The 18,101-nt window shown below is 60.0% G+C and carries 15 protein-coding genes; 4 read left to right on the top strand and 11 right to left on the bottom strand.

The window, feature by feature from the left end; translation table 11 throughout:
- Positions 1-68: 68 nt before the first annotated feature.
- The 3 genes from HER32_RS18550 to HER32_RS18560 all read left to right on the top strand — a co-directional run bounded on the left by HER32_RS18550 (position 69) and on the right by HER32_RS18560 (position 2,289).
- Positions 69-803: a class I SAM-dependent methyltransferase gene (locus HER32_RS18550; protein ID WP_168682954.1), complete on the top strand. Its 735-nt coding sequence runs from the start codon at positions 69-71 to the stop codon at positions 801-803.
- 70 nt (positions 804-873) lie between these two features.
- Positions 874-1,326 (top strand): acyl-CoA thioesterase, encoded by a 453-nt coding sequence (locus HER32_RS18555; protein ID WP_149070631.1) that lies wholly within the window; start codon positions 874-876, stop codon positions 1,324-1,326.
- A 348-nt stretch (positions 1,327-1,674) separates the two neighbouring features.
- Positions 1,675-2,289 (top strand): hypothetical protein, encoded by a 615-nt coding sequence (locus HER32_RS18560; protein WP_168682955.1) that lies wholly within the window; start codon positions 1,675-1,677, stop codon positions 2,287-2,289.
- A gap of 14 nt (positions 2,290-2,303) precedes the next feature.
- Here HER32_RS18560 and HER32_RS18565 read toward each other — a convergent pair whose 3' ends face one another.
- From HER32_RS18565 to HER32_RS18575, 3 genes are all read right to left on the bottom strand, one after another.
- Entirely contained in the window at positions 2,304-2,849 is a 546-nt protein-coding gene (locus tag HER32_RS18565; protein ID WP_168682956.1) for a DinB family protein, read from the bottom strand.
- 146 nt (positions 2,850-2,995) lie between these two features.
- The gene (locus HER32_RS18570; RefSeq protein WP_168682957.1) at positions 2,996-3,979 is read right to left on the bottom strand and encodes a pyruvate dehydrogenase complex E1 component subunit beta; all 984 of its coding nucleotides are present in this window, start codon (positions 3,977-3,979) and stop codon (positions 2,996-2,998) included.
- A 254-nt stretch (positions 3,980-4,233) separates the two neighbouring features.
- Complete coding sequence (locus HER32_RS18575; RefSeq protein ID WP_168682958.1) at positions 4,234-5,964, bottom strand: tetratricopeptide repeat protein; 1,731 nt, start codon at positions 5,962-5,964, stop codon at positions 4,234-4,236.
- 241 nt (positions 5,965-6,205) lie between these two features.
- Between HER32_RS18575 and HER32_RS18580 the strand changes: the two genes are divergently transcribed.
- Positions 6,206-6,424 carry a PspC domain-containing protein gene (locus tag HER32_RS18580; RefSeq protein WP_149070637.1) on the top strand — a complete coding sequence of 73 codons (219 nt, stop codon included), beginning with the start codon at positions 6,206-6,208 and terminating at the stop codon, positions 6,422-6,424.
- On the opposite strand, the gene HER32_RS18585 is transcribed toward HER32_RS18580, so the two are convergent.
- From HER32_RS18585 to HER32_RS18620, 8 genes are all read right to left on the bottom strand, one after another.
- Complete coding sequence (locus HER32_RS18585) at positions 6,347-7,462, bottom strand: glycosyltransferase family 2 protein (RefSeq protein ID WP_232066309.1); 1,116 nt, start codon at positions 7,460-7,462, stop codon at positions 6,347-6,349. The genes HER32_RS18580 and HER32_RS18585 overlap by 78 nt on opposite strands.
- Positions 7,452-7,787: a YbaB/EbfC family nucleoid-associated protein gene (locus HER32_RS18590; RefSeq protein WP_149070638.1), complete on the bottom strand. Its 336-nt coding sequence runs from the start codon at positions 7,785-7,787 to the stop codon at positions 7,452-7,454. Before HER32_RS18590 ends, HER32_RS18585 begins: the two co-directional genes overlap by 11 nt.
- 133 nt (positions 7,788-7,920) lie before the next feature.
- Complete coding sequence (locus HER32_RS18595; protein ID WP_168682959.1) at positions 7,921-9,843, bottom strand: gliding motility-associated C-terminal domain-containing protein; 1,923 nt, start codon at positions 9,841-9,843, stop codon at positions 7,921-7,923.
- A gap of 153 nt (positions 9,844-9,996) precedes the next feature.
- Positions 9,997-11,493, bottom strand: coding sequence for a histidine ammonia-lyase (gene hutH / locus HER32_RS18600; protein WP_168682960.1), 1,497 nt, complete (start codon positions 11,491-11,493; stop codon positions 9,997-9,999).
- Between the two features lie 160 nt (positions 11,494-11,653).
- Complete coding sequence (hisS, locus tag HER32_RS18605; protein ID WP_168682961.1) at positions 11,654-13,057, bottom strand: histidine--tRNA ligase; 1,404 nt, start codon at positions 13,055-13,057, stop codon at positions 11,654-11,656.
- A gap of 87 nt (positions 13,058-13,144) precedes the next feature.
- Positions 13,145-13,492 (bottom strand): hypothetical protein, encoded by a 348-nt coding sequence (locus tag HER32_RS18610; RefSeq protein WP_149070642.1) that lies wholly within the window; start codon positions 13,490-13,492, stop codon positions 13,145-13,147.
- A 353-nt stretch (positions 13,493-13,845) separates the two neighbouring features.
- Positions 13,846-14,253: a carboxypeptidase regulatory-like domain-containing protein gene (locus HER32_RS18615; RefSeq protein ID WP_149070643.1), complete on the bottom strand. Its 408-nt coding sequence runs from the start codon at positions 14,251-14,253 to the stop codon at positions 13,846-13,848.
- Between the two features lie 967 nt (positions 14,254-15,220).
- Positions 15,221-17,695, bottom strand: coding sequence for an outer membrane beta-barrel protein (locus HER32_RS18620; protein ID WP_168682962.1), 2,475 nt, complete (start codon positions 17,693-17,695; stop codon positions 15,221-15,223).
- Positions 17,696-18,101: the final 406 nt, after the last annotated feature.

Here is an 18,101-nt window from a genome sequence, read left to right on the forward strand (position 1 = left end):
AATATACCAGCTCTCCGTGGCATGGTCAATAGGCGCCTCCCCTGCCGGGGCTTGCCTATCTTTGCCGCATGCCTCACTCTGTTTCTTCGCCCGATCCGCTGGGCCATGCGCTGCTGGCTTTCCACCGGGGTACCGATTCTGCTGCTACGCTTACTGTGCATTCCAACGTGGCCGAGGACGAGCCGCTGCCGGCCAGCTACTTTTTTCGCTCGCTCTGGGAGATGCCCGAGTTGGAGCGCTTGGCGCTGGAGGAGTGCCGCGGCCGCGTGCTCGACCTGGGCGCCGGGGCTGGCTGCCACACCCTGGAGCTGCAGCAGCGCGGGTTTGCCGTGAAAGCCGTGGATGTATCGGAGGGGGCGGTGCATGTGATGCAGGCGCGCGGTGTGCAGGAAGTAGCCCGCCACGAGTTGTTTGCGGTGCCCGCCGAGGCCGGAGGCTACGATACGCTGCTCATGCTCATGAATGGCCTGGGACTGGTAGGCACCCTCGACGGGCTGGAGCGGTTTCTGAAATACGCCCACACCCTGCTGGCGCCCGGTGGTCAGATTCTGGCTACCTCGTCGGATATATCCTACCTCTACGAGGACGAAGAAGGTGCCTTGGTATTCGACCTGAACGGACCTTATTATGGGGAAATAGAATACACGATGAGTTACGAGCAGGAAACCGGGGCCGCCTTCTCCTGGCTATTTGCCGACGCCAGCATTCTGCAGGATTATGCCGAAGCCGCTGGGTACGACGTAGAATTCCTGGCCGAAGATGAGCAGCAGCAGTACTTGGTGCGCCTCACGGTCAGAAGTTAGAAGATAGGAGTTGGATTATTAGTCTGTATATCCGCCTTCTCCTTCCGGCTTCCTCTCCTAAATCCCCAAAATGGAATACGCTAAAACCTATACCGTCCGCTGGGCCGACCTCGACCCTAACATCCACATGCGCCACTCAGCCTACACCGATTATGCGGCGCATACTCGCGTGCAATTCCTGGCTGAGCAGGGTTTCACCATGGCCCGGTTTGCCCAGCTGGGCATCGGTCCCATTCTGTTTCGCGAAGACACCCGCTTCCTGAAGGAGGTAGGCCTGGGCGAAACCATTCGCGTGACGGCGGAGCTATCGGGGCTGAATGAGGATGGCTCCCGCTGGAATATTGTGCATGCCATTTACAAGGAAGATGGGCGCCTAGCCGCTACCGTCACGGTGGAAGGGGCCTGGCTGGACCTGCGCGCCCGCAAGCTGGCGGTGCCACCAGCTGAAATTTCCGCCGTCATGAACAGCATTAGCCGGCACGCTTCCTACCAGGATATTGTGCGGACGCCCCGCGAAGCGTAGGCGGAGGTAGTTGTCGATAAGGAAAGCGCAGGTCTAAATCTGCGGCGCTACCTGTAGGCACCAGCTCGCTGACGTAATGCCCGTCAAAGATCTAGCAATGGGCGTATGCCGTGTGCGCGTGCAGCAGGGTAAGCAAACCCAAGTGCTGGAGCTAATCCGGGAGTAGATACAAGCGTGTGTACTGAGTAGGCACGCCGGAGGGCTACTCTGCGCGCGTTAAGACATTGGCTGCTGTTTCCAGTGCAAACCGGAAACAGGCGCAGTGGGAGGTAGAGAAAAAAAATAGGTAGGGGCGTAGGGGTAAACAGCTGGTAATGGCTCTTACCAATACAAGCTTCTCAGATACCTATGAAAACGCTCCTTACTAGCCTGGGCCTGTTGGCCAGCACCACAGTCTTTGCTCAGCAAGCAGAACAGCCCCCTCTTCAAACCCTGCTCCGGCCCGGAACCCACTGCGGCTTTTTCGTGGCCGCCTCCGCGCAGTACGCCCGCCTGGATGGGCAGGATGCGCTGGCGGCTACGGGCCGCATCGGGGTCAGCTTCAACCGCTCCTTCGCGCTGGGGCTGGGAGGCACTGCCCTCACCAATGGGCGCATTCCCAACCGTTGGGATGACCCCATCGACACATCCTCCCCCGATTACTTAGTGGCAGCCTACGGCGGCATCTACTTGGAACCCATGTTTCCGGCTGGGAAAGCCATTCACCTAACGTTTCCTGTGCTGCTGGGCGCCGGTGCTGCTACCAAGGAAAGAGACCTGAATGGACCTTACTACCGCTACCAGGCCGATGAGTTTCTGATTGTGGAGCCCGGGGTGCAGCTGGAAGTAAACCTGCTCAAGTACGTAGCTCTCGGCGCCGGGGCTTCGTACCGCATGACGACTGGCCTGAACCTGCCGGACACGTCGTCGAAAGCGCTGAACGGGATGTCGGCGGGCGTCACGCTGAAGCTCGGGCTGCTGTAGCGAGGGTGGCCTAATCAGGCAAGCTGCTTGCTGATGCGCTGCACCTGCCGTTGGTGGTGCAGCACGTGGTCAACCATGAAATCCAGCGTCTGGTAGATGTTGAGCATGCCCGAGCGGGGATGCTTGAAAATGGCCTTGTCGAGCAGCTTTGCCGGAAATTCGTTGAGCAGGCGCTCCAAATGGCGGCGGGAAGCAGTCCACTGTTCCGTCAGCTCGGCAATGGGTGGTGCGCTGGCTCCCTCTGGCATAAGCGCCGTGAGGCGGGCCGGGGCCTTAAATTTCAGAAACGGCACCCGCAGTAGCACCCGCAGCAACCCCGACCGGAGCCGCGCGCCCACGCCCGATTTCACCAGGCCGTCTTCCTGTTGCACCTTCTTCTCAATATACTGCCCAATGCCCTGCTCGGCTACCAACAAGTGCTGCACTACCTGGGCCGCCGACCACTGATTGGGGCCCGGCGCCTGATGACTACGGGCTTCGCCCAAGGCGGCGGTGGCTTTTAGCAGTTGCTCAGTAGCGCGTTCAAGCTGCTCGAGGCGAAGGTGGAGACGGTGGTTCATGGGGACAGGGTGGGGTAAGGGCAAAAGGTAAGGATATTTCGCCTGCCTATACGGGGAATCAACCGCATCGGACAAAGCCCGACTCGAAACCAAAAACGGCCCGCTACCGAAAGATAGCGGGCCGTTTTTGCTGGGATGAAACCTAGTTACTTGCTTACGTACAGCACGTCCTTCACAGCTTTTACCGTGCGGGCTACGTTGGGCAAAGAAGCCTCAATAAGCGTAGGCGCGTAGGGCAGGGGTACGTCGCCGCAGGTGATGCGGATAACGGGGGCATCGAGGTAGTCGAAGGCGCGGCGCTGCACAATGTAGGCCAGCTCCGAGCTGATGCTGGCCAGCGGCCAGGCTTCTTCTACCACCACCATCCGGTTGGTTTTCTTTACCGATTCGATGAGGGTATCGTAGTCGATAGGGCGTACCGAGCGCAGGTCGATTACCTCGGCATTGATGCCTTCCTTAGCCAGCTCGTCGGCGGCAGTCAGGACAATTTTCATCATTTTGCCGAAGCTCACCAGCGTCACGCTGTCGCCGGGGCGCACGACGTTGGCTTTGCCGATGGGCAGCAGGTACTCTTCCTCGGGCACTTCTCCTTTGTCGCCGTACATCAGCTCCGATTCCATGAAAATCACGGGGTCTGGGTCGCGGATGGCTGATTTCAGCAGGCCCTTGGCGTCATAGGGGTTCGAAGGAACTACCACCTTCAGGCCGGGCGTGTTGGCAAACCAGTTCTCGAAGTTCTGGGAGTGCTGCGAGGAGAGCATGCCCGCGTTGCCGGTAGGGCCGCGGAACACAATGGGGCAGGAGTACTGCCCGCCCGACATCGAGTAGATCTTAGCGGCCGAGTTAATCACCTGATCAATGGCTACCAGGGAAAAGTTGAAGGTCATGAACTCGATGATGGGCAGCAGGCCGTTGGCCGCCGCACCCACGCCAATACCGGCAAAGCCCAGCTCGGCAATGGGCGTGTCAATAACGCGCTCCGGCCCAAACTCGTCGAGCATCCCCTGGCTTACTTTGTAGGCGCCGTTGTACTCGGCTACTTCTTCGCCCATCAGAAACACGCGCGGGTCGCGGCGCATTTCCTCGGACATGGCTTCACGCAGGGCTTCCCGGAATTGGATGGTCCGCATAGTCAGTCGGTCAGTGACAGAAAGTCGAAAATCAAAAAGAAAAGGCCGGAAAACTTCCGGCCCGTAAAGCTACAACGAGGAAGGCGGCCGGGCAAATGAGGAATAGGCTTGGACTTAATATATAAGTCAAAGCAGGCCGTCATGCTGAGCTTGTCGAAGCATCTTCACCGCTTCGTTGAATTGCTATAGAATTAACTAGAGGTAGAGATGCTTCGGCAAGCTCAGCATGACCATTACTAGACCACGGTTACTATCTACTTCAACGCCTCCACAAACGCCTTGTTCGCAGCCAAATCCCGGAACTCCAGGTCCTCCACGGCGCGCTGGGCAAAACTGCGGTCGAGCTGCACGGCGCGGCGCAGGTGCAGCCCCACGGTGGCGGGGTCCTGCTGGCGGGCGGCAATAATAGCCAGGCAGTAGTACGCCAGCGCGTCGTTGGGCTTGAGGGTGAGGGCCTCCTGGTAGATGGCAGCGGCTCCGTCGGGGTTGTTTTTGAGCAGGTACACCAGCGCCCGGTTCATGGTATTCTGGTAGGATTTGTCGCTGAAGCTGATGCTGCGCAGGGCGTCTTCGGGCTGGCCGATTTCAATTTCCAGCGCGGCCTTATCGGCAAATACCTGGTTGAGAATAGCCCGCGGGCCACCAAGCTTGATGGCATAGTCGTAGCTCTGCAGCGCTTCCAGCTTGTCGCCGGCGCGGTGGTAGGCCGTGGCAGCCCGGTAGAAGGTAAGCGCGGTGGGGTTGCGGTGTGCGGCCAGCGTGAAGTTGGTGGCGGCCCGGCGCTGGTAAGCACGTTTCACGCGCAGGTTTACTTCCTTTTCGGCGCGGGCGGCCAGCACCACGCCCAGGTTGTGGTAGGCTTCCCAGCGGCCCGTGGTGGCAATGGCCGTTTCGTAGATGCGCTGCTTTTCGGCCAGCAAAGGCGTGAGCGTGGCGGAGTAGCGCAACTCCTCGGGGGTGAGGGCATCGGCTTCCATCTGCTTTTCCACAATCTTCTTGGACAGCAGATAGATTTCCGACTCGTAGCGCTGGGGCGCCGAGTATTTCACGGCCACCGTGCCAAAGCGCATCACCGGGTAAATGTACTGCTCCAGGTAATCGAAGTAGGAAAGGCGGTGCAGTTGCTGTTCTCGCTCCGCAAAGGTGCCCTTCGACTCATTCAGGATGGTGATGATGGAGTCGACCTGGGCGGGCTGCAGCGCCGATTCCTGGACTTTCTGCATGAACAGGTCCCAGCGGTTGCGGTAGGCCTTGGTCTCGAAGCGCACGGCACTCACCGAGTTCAGGTAGGAGCTGACGTCGAGGCGGTTCTTGAAGTACTTCACCAGGGCCTGGGTCCGCTGCTCGGCCAGGCGCGGGTTTTTGGTTTCCTGGGGCTCGGGCGAGTTGGCAGCCACGACCATTACCAGTTCGGTCTTCTGGTTGGCCTCAATAAATTCTTCCAGCGCGGCTACGTTGGTGCCCAGGTAGTTGCGGATCTTGCTTTCCCCGGTATCAAAGAAAAAAGGCAGCACCCGAATGCCCCCACCGGCCAGGTTTGCGGGCGGCTCGGGCAAATAAGGAATCAGCGAATCCTGGCGCACCACCAAGCGGCTGGTGGTCACGATGCCGCGGGCAATGAGGAAGGGCTTGCCCGCTTTGCGCTTCCCATTGGGCTTGAGCTGGCGTGCTTCGGGCGTGGCCATGAGCTGCCCCGGGTTTTTACGCGGCACAAATGGGATGTTGAACTGCTTAGTGGCGACGAGCTGGTCTTTGCGGTCCTCATCGTACACATAGTCGCCGGAGGCAAAGCCGATGCGGCCCACGGTGTCTTCGCGCAGGCCGTTGTCGTAGTGGTAACGCAGGTTGAGGCCATAGGCGTAGCCTTTTTTCAGGTGCTTGGCAGGCACCCGCGCCTTCACCTCGAAGAGTACATTCTCGCCGTTGGTTTCCAGCACGGCCGGCTGCACGGCTACTTGCTGGCCTTCGCCCGCAACCTTCAGCATACGGGAAAGCGTACAACCAGAAAGCAAAAAGCTGACTAACAGCACAACAGAGACTAAACGCGCAACTTTGGGCATATGCAACAGGGCGGATCGGCGGGCAGAATTTCGGACCTCAAACGAAAAACTGCCGTAGAGAGACGTAACTTGAGCCGAATAAGTGAAGAAAGTCTTGTGTGTTAGCGGGAAGTAACATAATTTACACAAGGTGGGCCGGCAGTGGCGGTAGGAACAGAAAAGAGCTATGAAACGACTAACCGACTTTATTGAGAAACAGAGCTTTGGGGTGTGCAACACGCTGGGGCAACGGCTGGGCTTCTCAACGAGCAGCGTGCGCCTGTCGTTCGTGTATGCTTCCTTCTTCACCTTTGGGTCGCCCATCGTGCTATACTTTGCGCTGGCCTTCTGGCTGAACGTGCGCCGGGCCATGCGCCGGCAGCGCAGCACCGTCTGGGATTTGTAGTTCCGGAAACGTGCGGCGCCCACGGGCAAAATAGGCCCAAACCAAGCTTCCCGCATATGTGCCGGCGCGCTGCGCTACCGTCAGGTGCGGGCGGCTTAGCTTGCGTTGCTGTTTCCAGTAAGCTCGTTGCTGCCACACGTGGCGGTGGGCCCGTATAATGGCCTTGGCATCGGGGGTAGCGCCCTGCAGCAAAAAGCGCAGCGCGGCCACCCAGTCCAGCACCAAGCGGGTGGCCACAACACTAAAAACGTCGCGCGGCGCCGAGTTTTTGTACACCAGCGCTAGGCCGTTGCGGAAGTTGAGGTAGGTTTTGCGTGGGTTCGACTTTGCCAGCGTGCCGCCCCCCACATGATAAACGGTGCTTTGCCCGCAGTACCAGATGCTGTGCCCCGCATTTTGCAGACGCCAGCACAAGTCGATTTCCTCCATGTGGGCAAAGAACTCCGGTTCCAGCCCGCCCAGCGCCTGCCAGGCATTGGCCCGCACCAATAAGCACGCCCCGGTGGCCCAGGCTACGGGGCGGCTGTCGTCGTACTGCCCGTGGTCGGCTTCCAGGGTATCGAAGAGGCGACCCCGGCAGAACGGGTATCCAAACTTGTCGAGGTAGCCGCCCCCGGCTCCGGCATACTCAAACTCCGCTGGCTGGTGATACGAGCGGATTTTGGGCTGGCAGGCCGCTATGGTAGCGTTGCTTTCCAGTAACTCCCGGAGGGGGCGCAACCAGCCGGGCGTTACCTGCACGTCGGAGTTGAGTAGCACGTAATAGCGGAAATCCAGCTGACGCAGGGCGTGGTTGTACCCCTCGCAAAACCCGAGGTTTTGGGCATGCACCAGCACCTGCACCGATGGAAAATGCTGGTGCAGCCACGCCACCGAGGTATCGGAGGAGGCGTTGTCGGCCACTACGATGCGGGCCCCGTCGGCGTGGGCTAGCACGTCAGGTAAGAACTGTTCCAGCCAATGCTGGCCATTCCAGTTCAGAATTACCACGGCCACATCGGCGCAGGAGCCGCCGGGCGGCAACGGACTAGATGCCAAGGCTACCGAAATCGAGGCCCGGCACGTTGGGCAGTAGGCCGGAGGTCTTGCGCTTGAGTTCTTCCTTTGCCTGCTCGCCCACGTCCTGCAACACTTTGTTTACTGCCGCTACTACCAGGTCGGCCAGCATTTCGCGGTCCTGGCCCGTGAGCAGGCTTTCGTCAATATCCAGCTTGAGCAGACGGCGCTGCCCGTTGGCCGTGGCTTTCACCAAGCCCCCGCCGGCTTCGGCCGTGGCGGTCAGGTATTGTAGTTCGTCCTGGGCTTGCTTCATTTTTTCCTGAAGCTCTTTCACCTTGCCCATCATGCCCATCATGTCAAACATAGTCTCGTCTGGTTAAGTAAGTGGTAAAAAGGTAGATGCCTGCAGGCTGCCCAGAGTTGCTTGAAGCAAGTAAACTAGGGCTTGCCGTTAGAGGGCGGGCAAAGGTACGCAACGCGGCATAGGCGGGACTTTTTTAACGCAACAGCGTCACGGAGCCGTTCTGCACAACTGGCTGGCCGGTTTCATCGGTAGCCTCAAACCGGTACACGTACACGCCCGGCACCGGAGCAGCCCCCCGGATGCGGCCGTCCCACTTATCCTGGCGGCTGGTGCCCCGAAATACTTCCTGGCCGTTTCGGTCCCGCAGAATGAACAGGTACTTGGTCAGGAACTGCCCTTTCACTTCCAGCACGTCGTTCAGGCCGTCCCCGTTCGGGGTGAAGGCAGTGGGCACGGTCACGCGCACGCGCCGCACTATCTGCACCACGTTGGAGTAGCTGACCACGCCCGCGCTGGTGGTAGCTTCCACGCGGTAACGCAACACCTGCCGGTCGGCCGGGGGTGCTAGGTCCAGCACTTCCAGCCCATTGACGGGCTGACTACGCAATACTTGTCCATCAGAAGCCAGCAGCAGCAGCTGATAGCGGGCACCCGTGCGGCCACCGTCCAAGGCGGTCCAGCGCAGCGCCACGGCATACTGGCCGGCTGCTTCCTGCTCCAGAGCGGTTAGGATAACAGGACAGGCAGCGGCACTGGGGGCCGAGGTCTGCCCGCAGGCGTCGCGTAGCAGCGCGGTGTAGCACGCAGGCTGCTCCGTGGAGAGAGCAAGTGTGGAGTCGCGGAGCGTGGCCGGGGCAGTTCCCAGCTCTACGGTGGTCGTATTCTGCTCCCGGCGGAAGGTGGCCTGGCTTCCAGCGGGTGAGGGTGAGGCCGTGAGCACAACCCGGTTGCGCAGATCGAAGCTGGCCGTAAGCGTGGGTTTGGGCGGTGGCGGCCCAGTTACAGCCCGCACGCTCACTTCATTAGAAGTGGCAGTGACAGACCCCGTCATGGCTACCACCCGATACGTGTAGTCGGAACCGCACAAGACGTCAGCATCGACATAATTAGTGGCCGAGCCGTTGAGTTGGGTAATGAGTTGGCCGTTTCGGCTGATCTGGAAGCTGGCAGGGGCGCCGCCAGTAGTCCAGCGCAGCTCGTTGCGGCCGGCTGCTGCACTGGCTGCCAGCTGCACGGCACAACCCGTGGCCGATACGTATTTCGCGCCTACCGACGCACAGGCATCCGTCAGCCGAAGCCGGAAACAGCCGCTGGCTGGGGCCGATGGTGCCACGTACGTGGTGGTACTGGCCGGTACTTTGGCCACCTGTCGAAAACCTCCCGGCTGTGCAGCATCGGCCACTTCCAAAACGTACTGATACTGGTTTTGCAGGCCGGCAAAAGTGAACTGCACGCCCGCGTTCAATCCCGTGAGACTGGTGAGTTGAGGAGCTACCGGTGCCGGTAATGTGGGCAGAGGCTGGGTAGCGGTGCCCGTGCAAAGCCCCGCCACGGCGTAGCTGCCCCGCACCGTTACGCTGCTGGCCCCGGCCGGCACGGGGTAGTTGGCCGTAGTGCCGGCCGCAACGTTCTGGGCCGGGCCAGCGCCTATTTGCACCGTAAATCGGTCGTAGGTGCGGTCAGTCAGCGCAACCTGCACGGTACCCGGGGCGCAGGCTTGTACCGTGAAGGTTGGGGCCGGCGTGGCGTAGACGGTAAATGTGCGGGAAAAGATGATGCCGGTGCCGGCACTGGAGTTGGTGTTCTGGGTAATGACGAGCTGCCCTGCCGTAGTGGGGGCCGTGCGGGTGGTAAGCGTATCCCCCGGCTGAAACCCCGTGCAGAGCGTGGCCGTGCCGAGCTGGTAATAAACTTTCTCGGGGTCGAGGGGGCGGCCGCTACAATCGCGCAGCCGGAAACGCTGGCCCGCGCAGAGTGCCGTCACTTCCTGGCGGGTTGCGGCATCATATACTTTAAAGCAAGCCCCGGAGTTGGGCGTGTTCTGGCACTGGGCCACCCCACGCGTGCTTACCAGGGAAAGCAGTAGAACCAGAAGAAAAAATGCCCGCAGCCGCAAGTAGAAAAGCCGTTAAAAGAGGAAAACCATGCTTACTAAACGGCAAATGCCGGCAAAAGCTTTTGGCGCAAGTAAAATAATCGGGCTGATGGAAAATCAGAACGTCCAGCCCTTTCCCGGACTGGACGCTCCGCGGGGGACCGGGGCGGGGAGTTATTGCCAGTGGTAGGTACGCACGAACTCGGCGGCGGCGTGCAGGTCGGGGTAAAGCATCCGGTCCTGGCTGACGAAACCCACGCGCTGGCGGAAATCCGCTATTACCTGTTCGAGGCGGGCGGAGGTACGAGCCGGGCGGCGGAAATCCAGGGCCTGCACGGCATTCATCAGCTCAATACCCAGCACCTGCTCCGTGTTCTGCACCACCCGCAGCGCCTTGGTGGCGGCGTTGGCGCCCATGCTCACGTGGTCTTCCTGCCCGTTGCTGCTCACAATGCTATCCACCGAAGCCGGCGTGCAGAGCTGCTTGCTCTGGCTCACGATGCCGGCGGCGGTGTACTGCGGAATCATAAAACCCGAGTTCAGCCCGGGCTCGGCCACCAGGAATGGCGGCAAGCCCCGCTGCCCCGAAACCAGCTGGTAGGTGCGGCGCTCCGATATAGATCCTAGCTCGGCCACCGCAATGGCCAGGAAGTCCAGCGCCAGGGCCAGCGGCTGCCCGTGGAAATTGCCGCCCGATAAGATGGCGTCGTCCTCCGGGAAAATATTCGGGTTGTCGGTCACAGCATTTACTTCCGTTTCCATTACCTGCGCTACGTAACTCAGCGCATCGCGGGAAGCACCGTGTACCTGGGGCTGGCAGCGGAAGGAGTAGGGGTCCTGCACGGCCGTTTTGGGCTGGGCCTGCAGCTCGCTCCCGGCCAGCAGCTCCCGCAAGTGGGCGGCTACGGCCAGCTGCCCGGCGTGCGGCCGGATCTGGTGCAGCCGTTCGTCGAAGGGCTCCGGGCGGCCATCAAAGGCTTCCAACGATAACGCGCCGATGACATCGGCGGCCAGCGTGAGGCGCTGGGCGCGCAAGGTGCAGTGCACGCCGTAGGCCAACATGAACTGCGTGCCATTCAGTAAGGCTAGGCCTTCCTTGGCTTCGAGCTGTAGGGGCTGCCAGCTGAACAGGTGGAGGACGTCGGTGGCCTTCAGGTCGTAGCCCTGGTACTGCACGTTGCCCAGGCCCAGCAGGGGCAAACACAGGTGAGCCAGCGGCGCCAGGTCGCCGCTGGCTCCCAAAGAACCTTGCTGGTAGACCACGGGCAGAATGTCGCGGTTGTAGAAGTCGAGCAGGCGCTGGACCGTGCTGAGCTGCACCCCGCTGTGGCCGTAGCTAAGGCTGCGCGCTTTCAGCAGCAACATCAGTTTCACCAGTTCCGCGGGCACCGTCTCGCCGGTCCCGCAGGCGTGCGACATCATCAGGTTCACCTGCAGTTGGGCCCGCTCGGCCGGCGCAATACTGGTATTGCAGAGGGCCCCGAAGCCCGTGTTGATGCCGTAAATTGGGGCGTCGGACTGCTCTAGCCGGTCGTGGAGGTAGCGGTGGCAGGCGAGGATGCGCTCCTCGGCCTCGGAAGCCAGGGTGACGCGGTTGTTTTCGGTGAGCAGCTGCTGCAGCGCCGCAAGGGTGAGGTGCGTGCTGGGGCTAAGAGCGTGATTGGCGGACATGGGTGGGTGGGAAAGCGGGCGAAGAAGCCAAAATTGCCAAAACAAACCCGGACTCGCACCATCCTGGCAAGTCCGGGTTCAGGAAGTAGGGCAGCCGTTCCTCGGAGAAAGAGTGTTGCCCCCGAGCGTTAGCGCCTCAGTTGAATTGTAGCTGGTGTAGCTATTTCGTCAGGGCGTCCAACACCGCATTCCACCCTAGTAACTGCTCTTGCCCGGTACTTAGCTCCTTGAGCTTGAATTGGCTGGCTGCTTGTTCCTCGGGGCCCTGCAGGAGCACATAAGGAATGCCCTTGGCGTCAGCATACTTAAACTGCTTGCCTAGCTTGGCCTCGTCGGGGTAAAGCTCGGCGGCCACTCCCGCCTCCCGCAGTTGGCGCAGAATGGGTAGTAGCTGGCGGCTGTTTTCCAGGTCGAAGGAGGCCAGCAGGCAGCGCGTGGTGGTGGCCACGGCCTCGGGGAACAGGTTGAGCTCTTCCAGGCAGTCGTAGAGGCGGTCTACCCCGAAAGAGAAGCCCACGCCCGACACGCCCGGCAGCCCGAAAGCCCCCGTGAGGTTGTCGTAGCGGCCGCCCCCGCTCACGCTGCCCATGTTTACGTTGTTGATCTTGATTTCGAAAATGCAGCCTGTATAGTAGGAGAGGCCGCGGGCCAGCGTGGGGTCAAACTCGAGGTGGTCGAAGTGGGTGAAGCCGAAGTCCTGGAGCAGTTGCTGCACCCGGCCTAACTCCTGCAGGCCTTTGTAGCTGCCATCGGCTTCGGTAGGCACCTGCGCGGCCGCAAAGGCGCTTTGCAGCTGCTGGAGCTTCTCGGCAAAGGAGCCTTGCACGCTCAGCAGCTCGAAAAGCCGCGCTACGGAAGCCTCCGAAAAGCCCCGCTCAAGCAGCTCCCGCGTTACGCCGTCCTGCCCAATCTTGTCGAGCTTGTCGATGGCCGTAAACAGGTCTACTTCCGTGCCTTCGCCGCCCAGGGCCTGGTAGAAGGCACCCAGTACGCGGCGGTGGTTGATTTTAATCGTGTGCTCCGTCAGGCCTAGCGTGTTCAGCACTTCCGACATCATGAGCACAATTTCGGCTTCACAGAGCAGGGAGTCGGTACCTACCACGTCGGCGTCGCACTGGTAAAACTCGCGGTAGCGGCCCCGCTGGGGGCGGTCGGCGCGCCACACGGGCTGAATCTGGTAGCGCTTGAAGGGGAACGTGAGCGTGCCGCGGTTCATCACCACGTAGCGGGCGAAAGGCACCGTGAGGTCGTAACGCAGGCCTTTTTCGGCAATCTTAGGCAACACTTTTCTGGAGCCGGCCTCCAGGTCTTCGGCCGTAACGGCGGCGTTCTTCTTGTTCAGGAAATCACCCGAGTTCAGGACTTTGAACAGGAGCTGGTCACCCTCTTCGCCATATTTGCCAGTCAGCACCGACAGGTTTTCCATGGTAGGCGTTTCGAGCGGGGCGTAGCCAAACTTCTCGAACACGCGGCGAATTACGCCAAAAATGTAGTTGCGGCGGGCCACTACGGCCGGGCCAAAGTCGCGGGTACCTTGCGGGATGCTGGGTTTCTGAACGCTCATCGAATGCCAAAAATATGGGCGCGAAGGTACTCACACTTCCCGGCACTCGGATAGCCTTGCTCCTAAATAGGATGTGGTTGCTGGGACCTAGCCTTCTCGCTGCAGCAGGCGGTGAGCATCCAGCAAGGAAGGCAGTACTAAAGGCGCTTCGTCTGCGGGCAACTGCGCAAACCGGGCCGTGGCTGACTGGGGTAGGTGACAGAGCACAAGCTGGCGGTGCTGGCAGCGCAGGGTGAAATCGTAAGCCAGGAGCAAGTCAATAGCATCCTCGGGCAGCTCGGTCAGCAAGCTGCAGTCCACGCAAATCAGGCGCTTTTCGCTGCGGCTGGCCCGGTGCAGGCCCCTGGCAAGCTTGTGCTGGTCGTTGGGGTCGAACTCCGGGGCCACAATCAGCAGATAACTATCCGGTAATTGCTCACGGTACACATCCATCATGAGCCTTTAACGCCAGGCACTCAGGAAAAGTAACACCCGCTAAAAGGTGCTTAAATCGAATAATTTGCTCTTAGCTGAGCAGTAATTAGATGTAACTATATGATTTGCAAATAATAAAGAAAAATATATTTCCTTAATTATTAGAACAAAATTTTATTGGTTGACAATAGTTTATAATGAAATAATTCAATAACAGGTATTGGGGTATGATAATAGTCTGGGGATAATACGCGCACCGCCCGACTGGCTGCCTCCGGGGAGAGCAGTTCGTCGGGCGGTTTCTTTCTGGTGCATAGCTACCACCAGAATCGTAAGCGAAAAGAGGCAGGGTGTTGTGCGGCGGTATTTGTTTACTAGCCTTGGGGCTGAGCAGTGCAGGCAGCCGCAGTAGCTTTTATGCTAGCGGCCTTAATAGGCTGCAGCGAGACGGTGCCCACGGCAATGCGGGTCTGGACGCCATTGACCGTGATACGGGGCTGCTGAGGGCGGAAGCCCAGCACCGTGGTTGCGAGCTTGTACTTACCGAAAGGTACTTTGCCCACTTGAAAGGAACCATCAGCGCGGGTGGTGACCGTGCGGATAACGGCATTGTCGGTGGCGCGCAGAATGGCTACGGTAGCGCTGGGGATGGGCTCATTGGTTTCCCCGTCGCGCAGGGTGCCCGTAACGGTGCCGTTGTAGAAAGTGCTGGCGGAGAGTTGCAGGCCGGCCAAAACGAAGGTGAAACCCAGGAGGATGCGGTTGAAGGCGAAAGTTTTCATAGCTCAGAAAGACAAAAGAGAAGGCGGAGTGGGCGAGGAAAGAACTGGGCAGCCGCGGTTCTGCAGCAGTGGCTTCCTGAGCCCGAAGAGAAAGTAAAAGACAAGTCGGCAGGGCTGATGCTGGGTACCGAACGAAAACCGGAGGCCGGTTACTCTACCCATTTGAAAAGGACTTTCGCGTGATAGAGTAGAAGGAACAGAACAAAGGTAATACTTACTACTATGCTTTGCAAGGTACCTTTGAAAAATATTTTTTGTTTGTGTTTTTCTCGCTTTGTTGTCTACCCGTTGTAGTCAAAAAAGCGCTGGAATCAAGAAGAAGCGGAAGGGGAACGAAGCGGGGTAATATGGACAAGTGCCTACCACGAAGTGCTTTGTTACTCCATTAGATGGACGTTCTTACCCGAGGGTTGCCTAGAGCTTATCATTTTTTTCTAACACATCAGGCAATATAAAATTCAGGATTCCTGAAGGGGTTGCACTCAGCTTGAAAGAGTGGCACAAAGGTACCGGGTGGTGCCAGCGGCGTCAACCGCACGATGATGTGAGCCAGAGAGCTACAGGCCTAACATTATCCGGGCCGGTTATACAGCACCGGAAACGCCCACGACAGACTTTGCCAGCAGGCGGGCAGCGTGCCCTTTGTAGCTGCCCCAGGCAGCCGCGTACGGAGCCGGTAAAGAAGCCCACGGGTACCTTTTCACTGCCCCATTTGCCGTCAAACCGGCAAGCCTTCTTGAAGCATAGCTCCAGTGTTCCGAAAGCTAGCAGGCAGAAGGCAAGCACTGCGAGCAAGAAGGGGAGGAAGTTCCATTCAGCCAGTCGGGCCTCCGAGCGGCTGGCTGCCTTAACCCGGAAAAAAATACTGCCGGCCTCCAAAGGAAACCGGCAGTATAACAGCACAAGAAGAAATAGCGCAACGCAGCAACTCAGTACGCCTTTTTCGTTGTGCCTGGCGGGAGCTGTGCTAGCCCCCGAATCCGCCGCCACCTCCCTGGGGCTGGCTTTCAATTTTCTTGGGTGGCTTGGTAGCGCCGATGTACCAGGTGAAGCCCAGCCACCCCACGCGGGTCTCATTTTTGTAACGGTTGCGCACCGTCAGATCCTCGGTGTTGATTTCGGAGCGGCTCACCTGCGTATCGAAGATGTCGGATACCCGCAGCGTGAGGGCTGCGCGGTCCTGGAACATGCGCTGACGCAGGGCTACTTCCAGGCCACCGTAGGCCAGCTGCCGGCCCTGCGCCGTGAGCGTAGCCGAGCGCCAGGAGCCGGTGAGCTGCACATCGAGGGTAGGCCGGGGCGTGAAGTTGGTGCTAAAGCGCATGGTGCCCGCCACAGTGCGGCGGTTGTTGCCCTGCTGCCCGTTGGAAGCCACTTCGCTGCGGTATAAGGATCCCGAAGCCGATACTCGCCACCACTTGGTGAGGGACTGGTTCCAGGTAGCCTCGGCCCCCAGGTTGGTGGTGTTGCCGAAGTTGCGGTAGGTTTCGGCCGTCACAATGCCGGCCTGGTTGATGCGGGTGGCCGCCGTATCAATTTCCCGTACCCGCTGCACCACATTCTGCGAAAAGCGGCCAAACAACGTACCCGTGATAGAAGCGCCCCCGCTCAGGCTCAGCTGGTGACCCAGCTCCACGTTGTGGCTGAACTCGGCGCGGAGGCCAGGGTTGCCCTGGCGGTAGGTGCGGGCATCCTGGTAAAGCTGGAAGGGCAGCTGCTCCATGAAGTTGGGCCGGTCGATGCGGCGGGCATAGCTCAGCTGCAGGCGCTGCTGGCCCGGCTCCTTGCCCAGCTCCTTGGCCAGGGTAGCCGAGGGAAACAAGCTCAGGTAATCGAGGCCCACGCGGCCGCTGCCGCCTTTTACGGTGCCGCTCAGGTTTGTGTATTCGGCCCGGAGGCCACTCTGCAGGCTATAGTTATGGCCCAGGGTGCGCTGGTAGGTTACGTAGGCCGCCGGCAGCACTTCCCGGATGTCGTAGGCCACGGACCGGGCCGCGTCAGGCTGGAAGTCGGTAGGCCGGTCGACGGGGGCCGAGGATAAGTCGGCGGTGCCGTCGTTGTCGGTCATCTGCAGCTTCAGGCCGGTTTCAATTTTGCCTTTGTCGCCGGCCAGTGGATGGGTGTAGTCGAGGGTGCCGTAGAGAATGCGCGCCGCTACTGCAAACTGCTGCCGTTGCGTAGGGGCATTGCTCAGCTGCTGGGTGAAGGGCACGTCGGCATCGATAACTACGTAGCCGGCGTTGGAAGTCAGCTCCCGGCCTTTCTGCTGGGCCCAGGTGCGGCGGTAAGAAGCATCGGCGTTCCACACCCGCACGTCCACGTCTACTTTTTGCTGGCCCAGCTGGTCGGGCTTGGCTTCGCCGTTAAGCTTGGTAGTCAGCGTCTGGGTGTTGAAGTTCTTCTCGCCCTCTTTCGACGGCGACACGCTGAAGCTCAGGCTTTGTTCCTCGCTAAGTTCGTAGTCTACCCCCAGGTTGAGGGAGTGGTTGATGCGTCGCTCAATGCCCGTGCCCTGCTGAGTGGTCTGGATAACGTCGCCATTCTCCAGGTAAGCTGTCTGGGCGCCTTTTGACTTGTCGGTGAAACGCTGGTCGCGGCCGTTGTAGCCAAAGTTCCAAGTGGCTTTGCCCTGGCGGCGGCTCAGGTTTAGGGTAGGCGAGTACTTGCTACCGTTGCCTACTACCAGCCCAATCTGCCCGTTGGTGCCGGGTTTCTTATCCTTCTTGGTAATGATGTTGATGACCCCGGCGCCGGACGCATCGTATTTGGCCGAGGGGTTGGTAATGACTTCCACCTGGGAGATGCGCGAGGCGGGCAGCTGATCGAGGCGGGGGCCCGAGCCGGCGCCGCCGTTGCTGGTGCCGGCGGGCTTGCCGTCAATCAGAATAGTGAGGTTGGAGGAGCCGCGCAAGCTCACCGTGCCGTGGGCGTCTACGGCCACGGAGGGCACGTTCTGCAGCACATTCACGGCCGTGCCGCCCACGCTGCTCAAATCTTTCTCTACGTTAATGACGCGCTTGCCAAGGTCACTTTGCACCGTTTCTTTCTGGCCCGTCACCGTCACGCCTTTCAGCTGGGTGGTAATGGGCGAAAGCGAGAAGCTGCCCAACTGCACATCCGGCGCGGCCGTGGTGAGCGTAACGCTGCGGCGCACCGGCTGGTAGCCGATAACCGAGGTTTTCACCAGGTACTTGCCCATGCCCAGCGAAGCCAGCGTGAACTTGCCATTCTCGCCGGTTTCGGCCCCCGCTACAAACGTGGAATCCTGGGCGCGCAGGACCACCACGTTGGCAAAGGGAACGGGCTGTTTATTGCTTTGGTCGAGCAGGGTACCGCTAACCGAGCCCGTAGGTTGCTGCTGAGCGGCGGCCGCCAGCGGAAAAAACATAGTGATGAGGCCCAGGCCCCGCAGGGTCCGGTAGAGTGGTAGCTGAGTTTTCATCGGAAAGAAGGGAGGTTGGGAGGCGAAATGGGCAAAGCCGTGCCGTGCCAACGGCCGCGGTTCCGTTGGGAGGGGTGGTTGCCCGGAAGGTAGATACGAGGAGCAGGGGTACTGCCTGCGCAAAGCAGGTGTACCAGAAAGCCAACTCCCGAGGGGCGCCGCCGAAACCAATGGTTCCCGGCTGGGACCGCGCTACCTGGCCCGATTGGCGCAGGGTGGGAGGAGCTGCCGGGGCGGACGGTGAACGTCGCACCGCCGGTGTATCAGCGAATCAATAAGACAAAGGTAACAGAAGGTACTATGTAACGCAAGGTACTTGTGGAAATTATTTTCTGTTTCGTTGATTTTCGAGTTTGGAGCCCGAGTGAAAAGAGCTGAAAAACGGCCTTACCTAACCTTGAAGTGC

Origin of the sequence: Hymenobacter sp. BT18 (assembly GCF_012273015.1) — a bacterium.
GTDB classification, from domain to species: domain Bacteria; phylum Bacteroidota; class Bacteroidia; order Cytophagales; family Hymenobacteraceae; genus Hymenobacter; species Hymenobacter lutimineralis.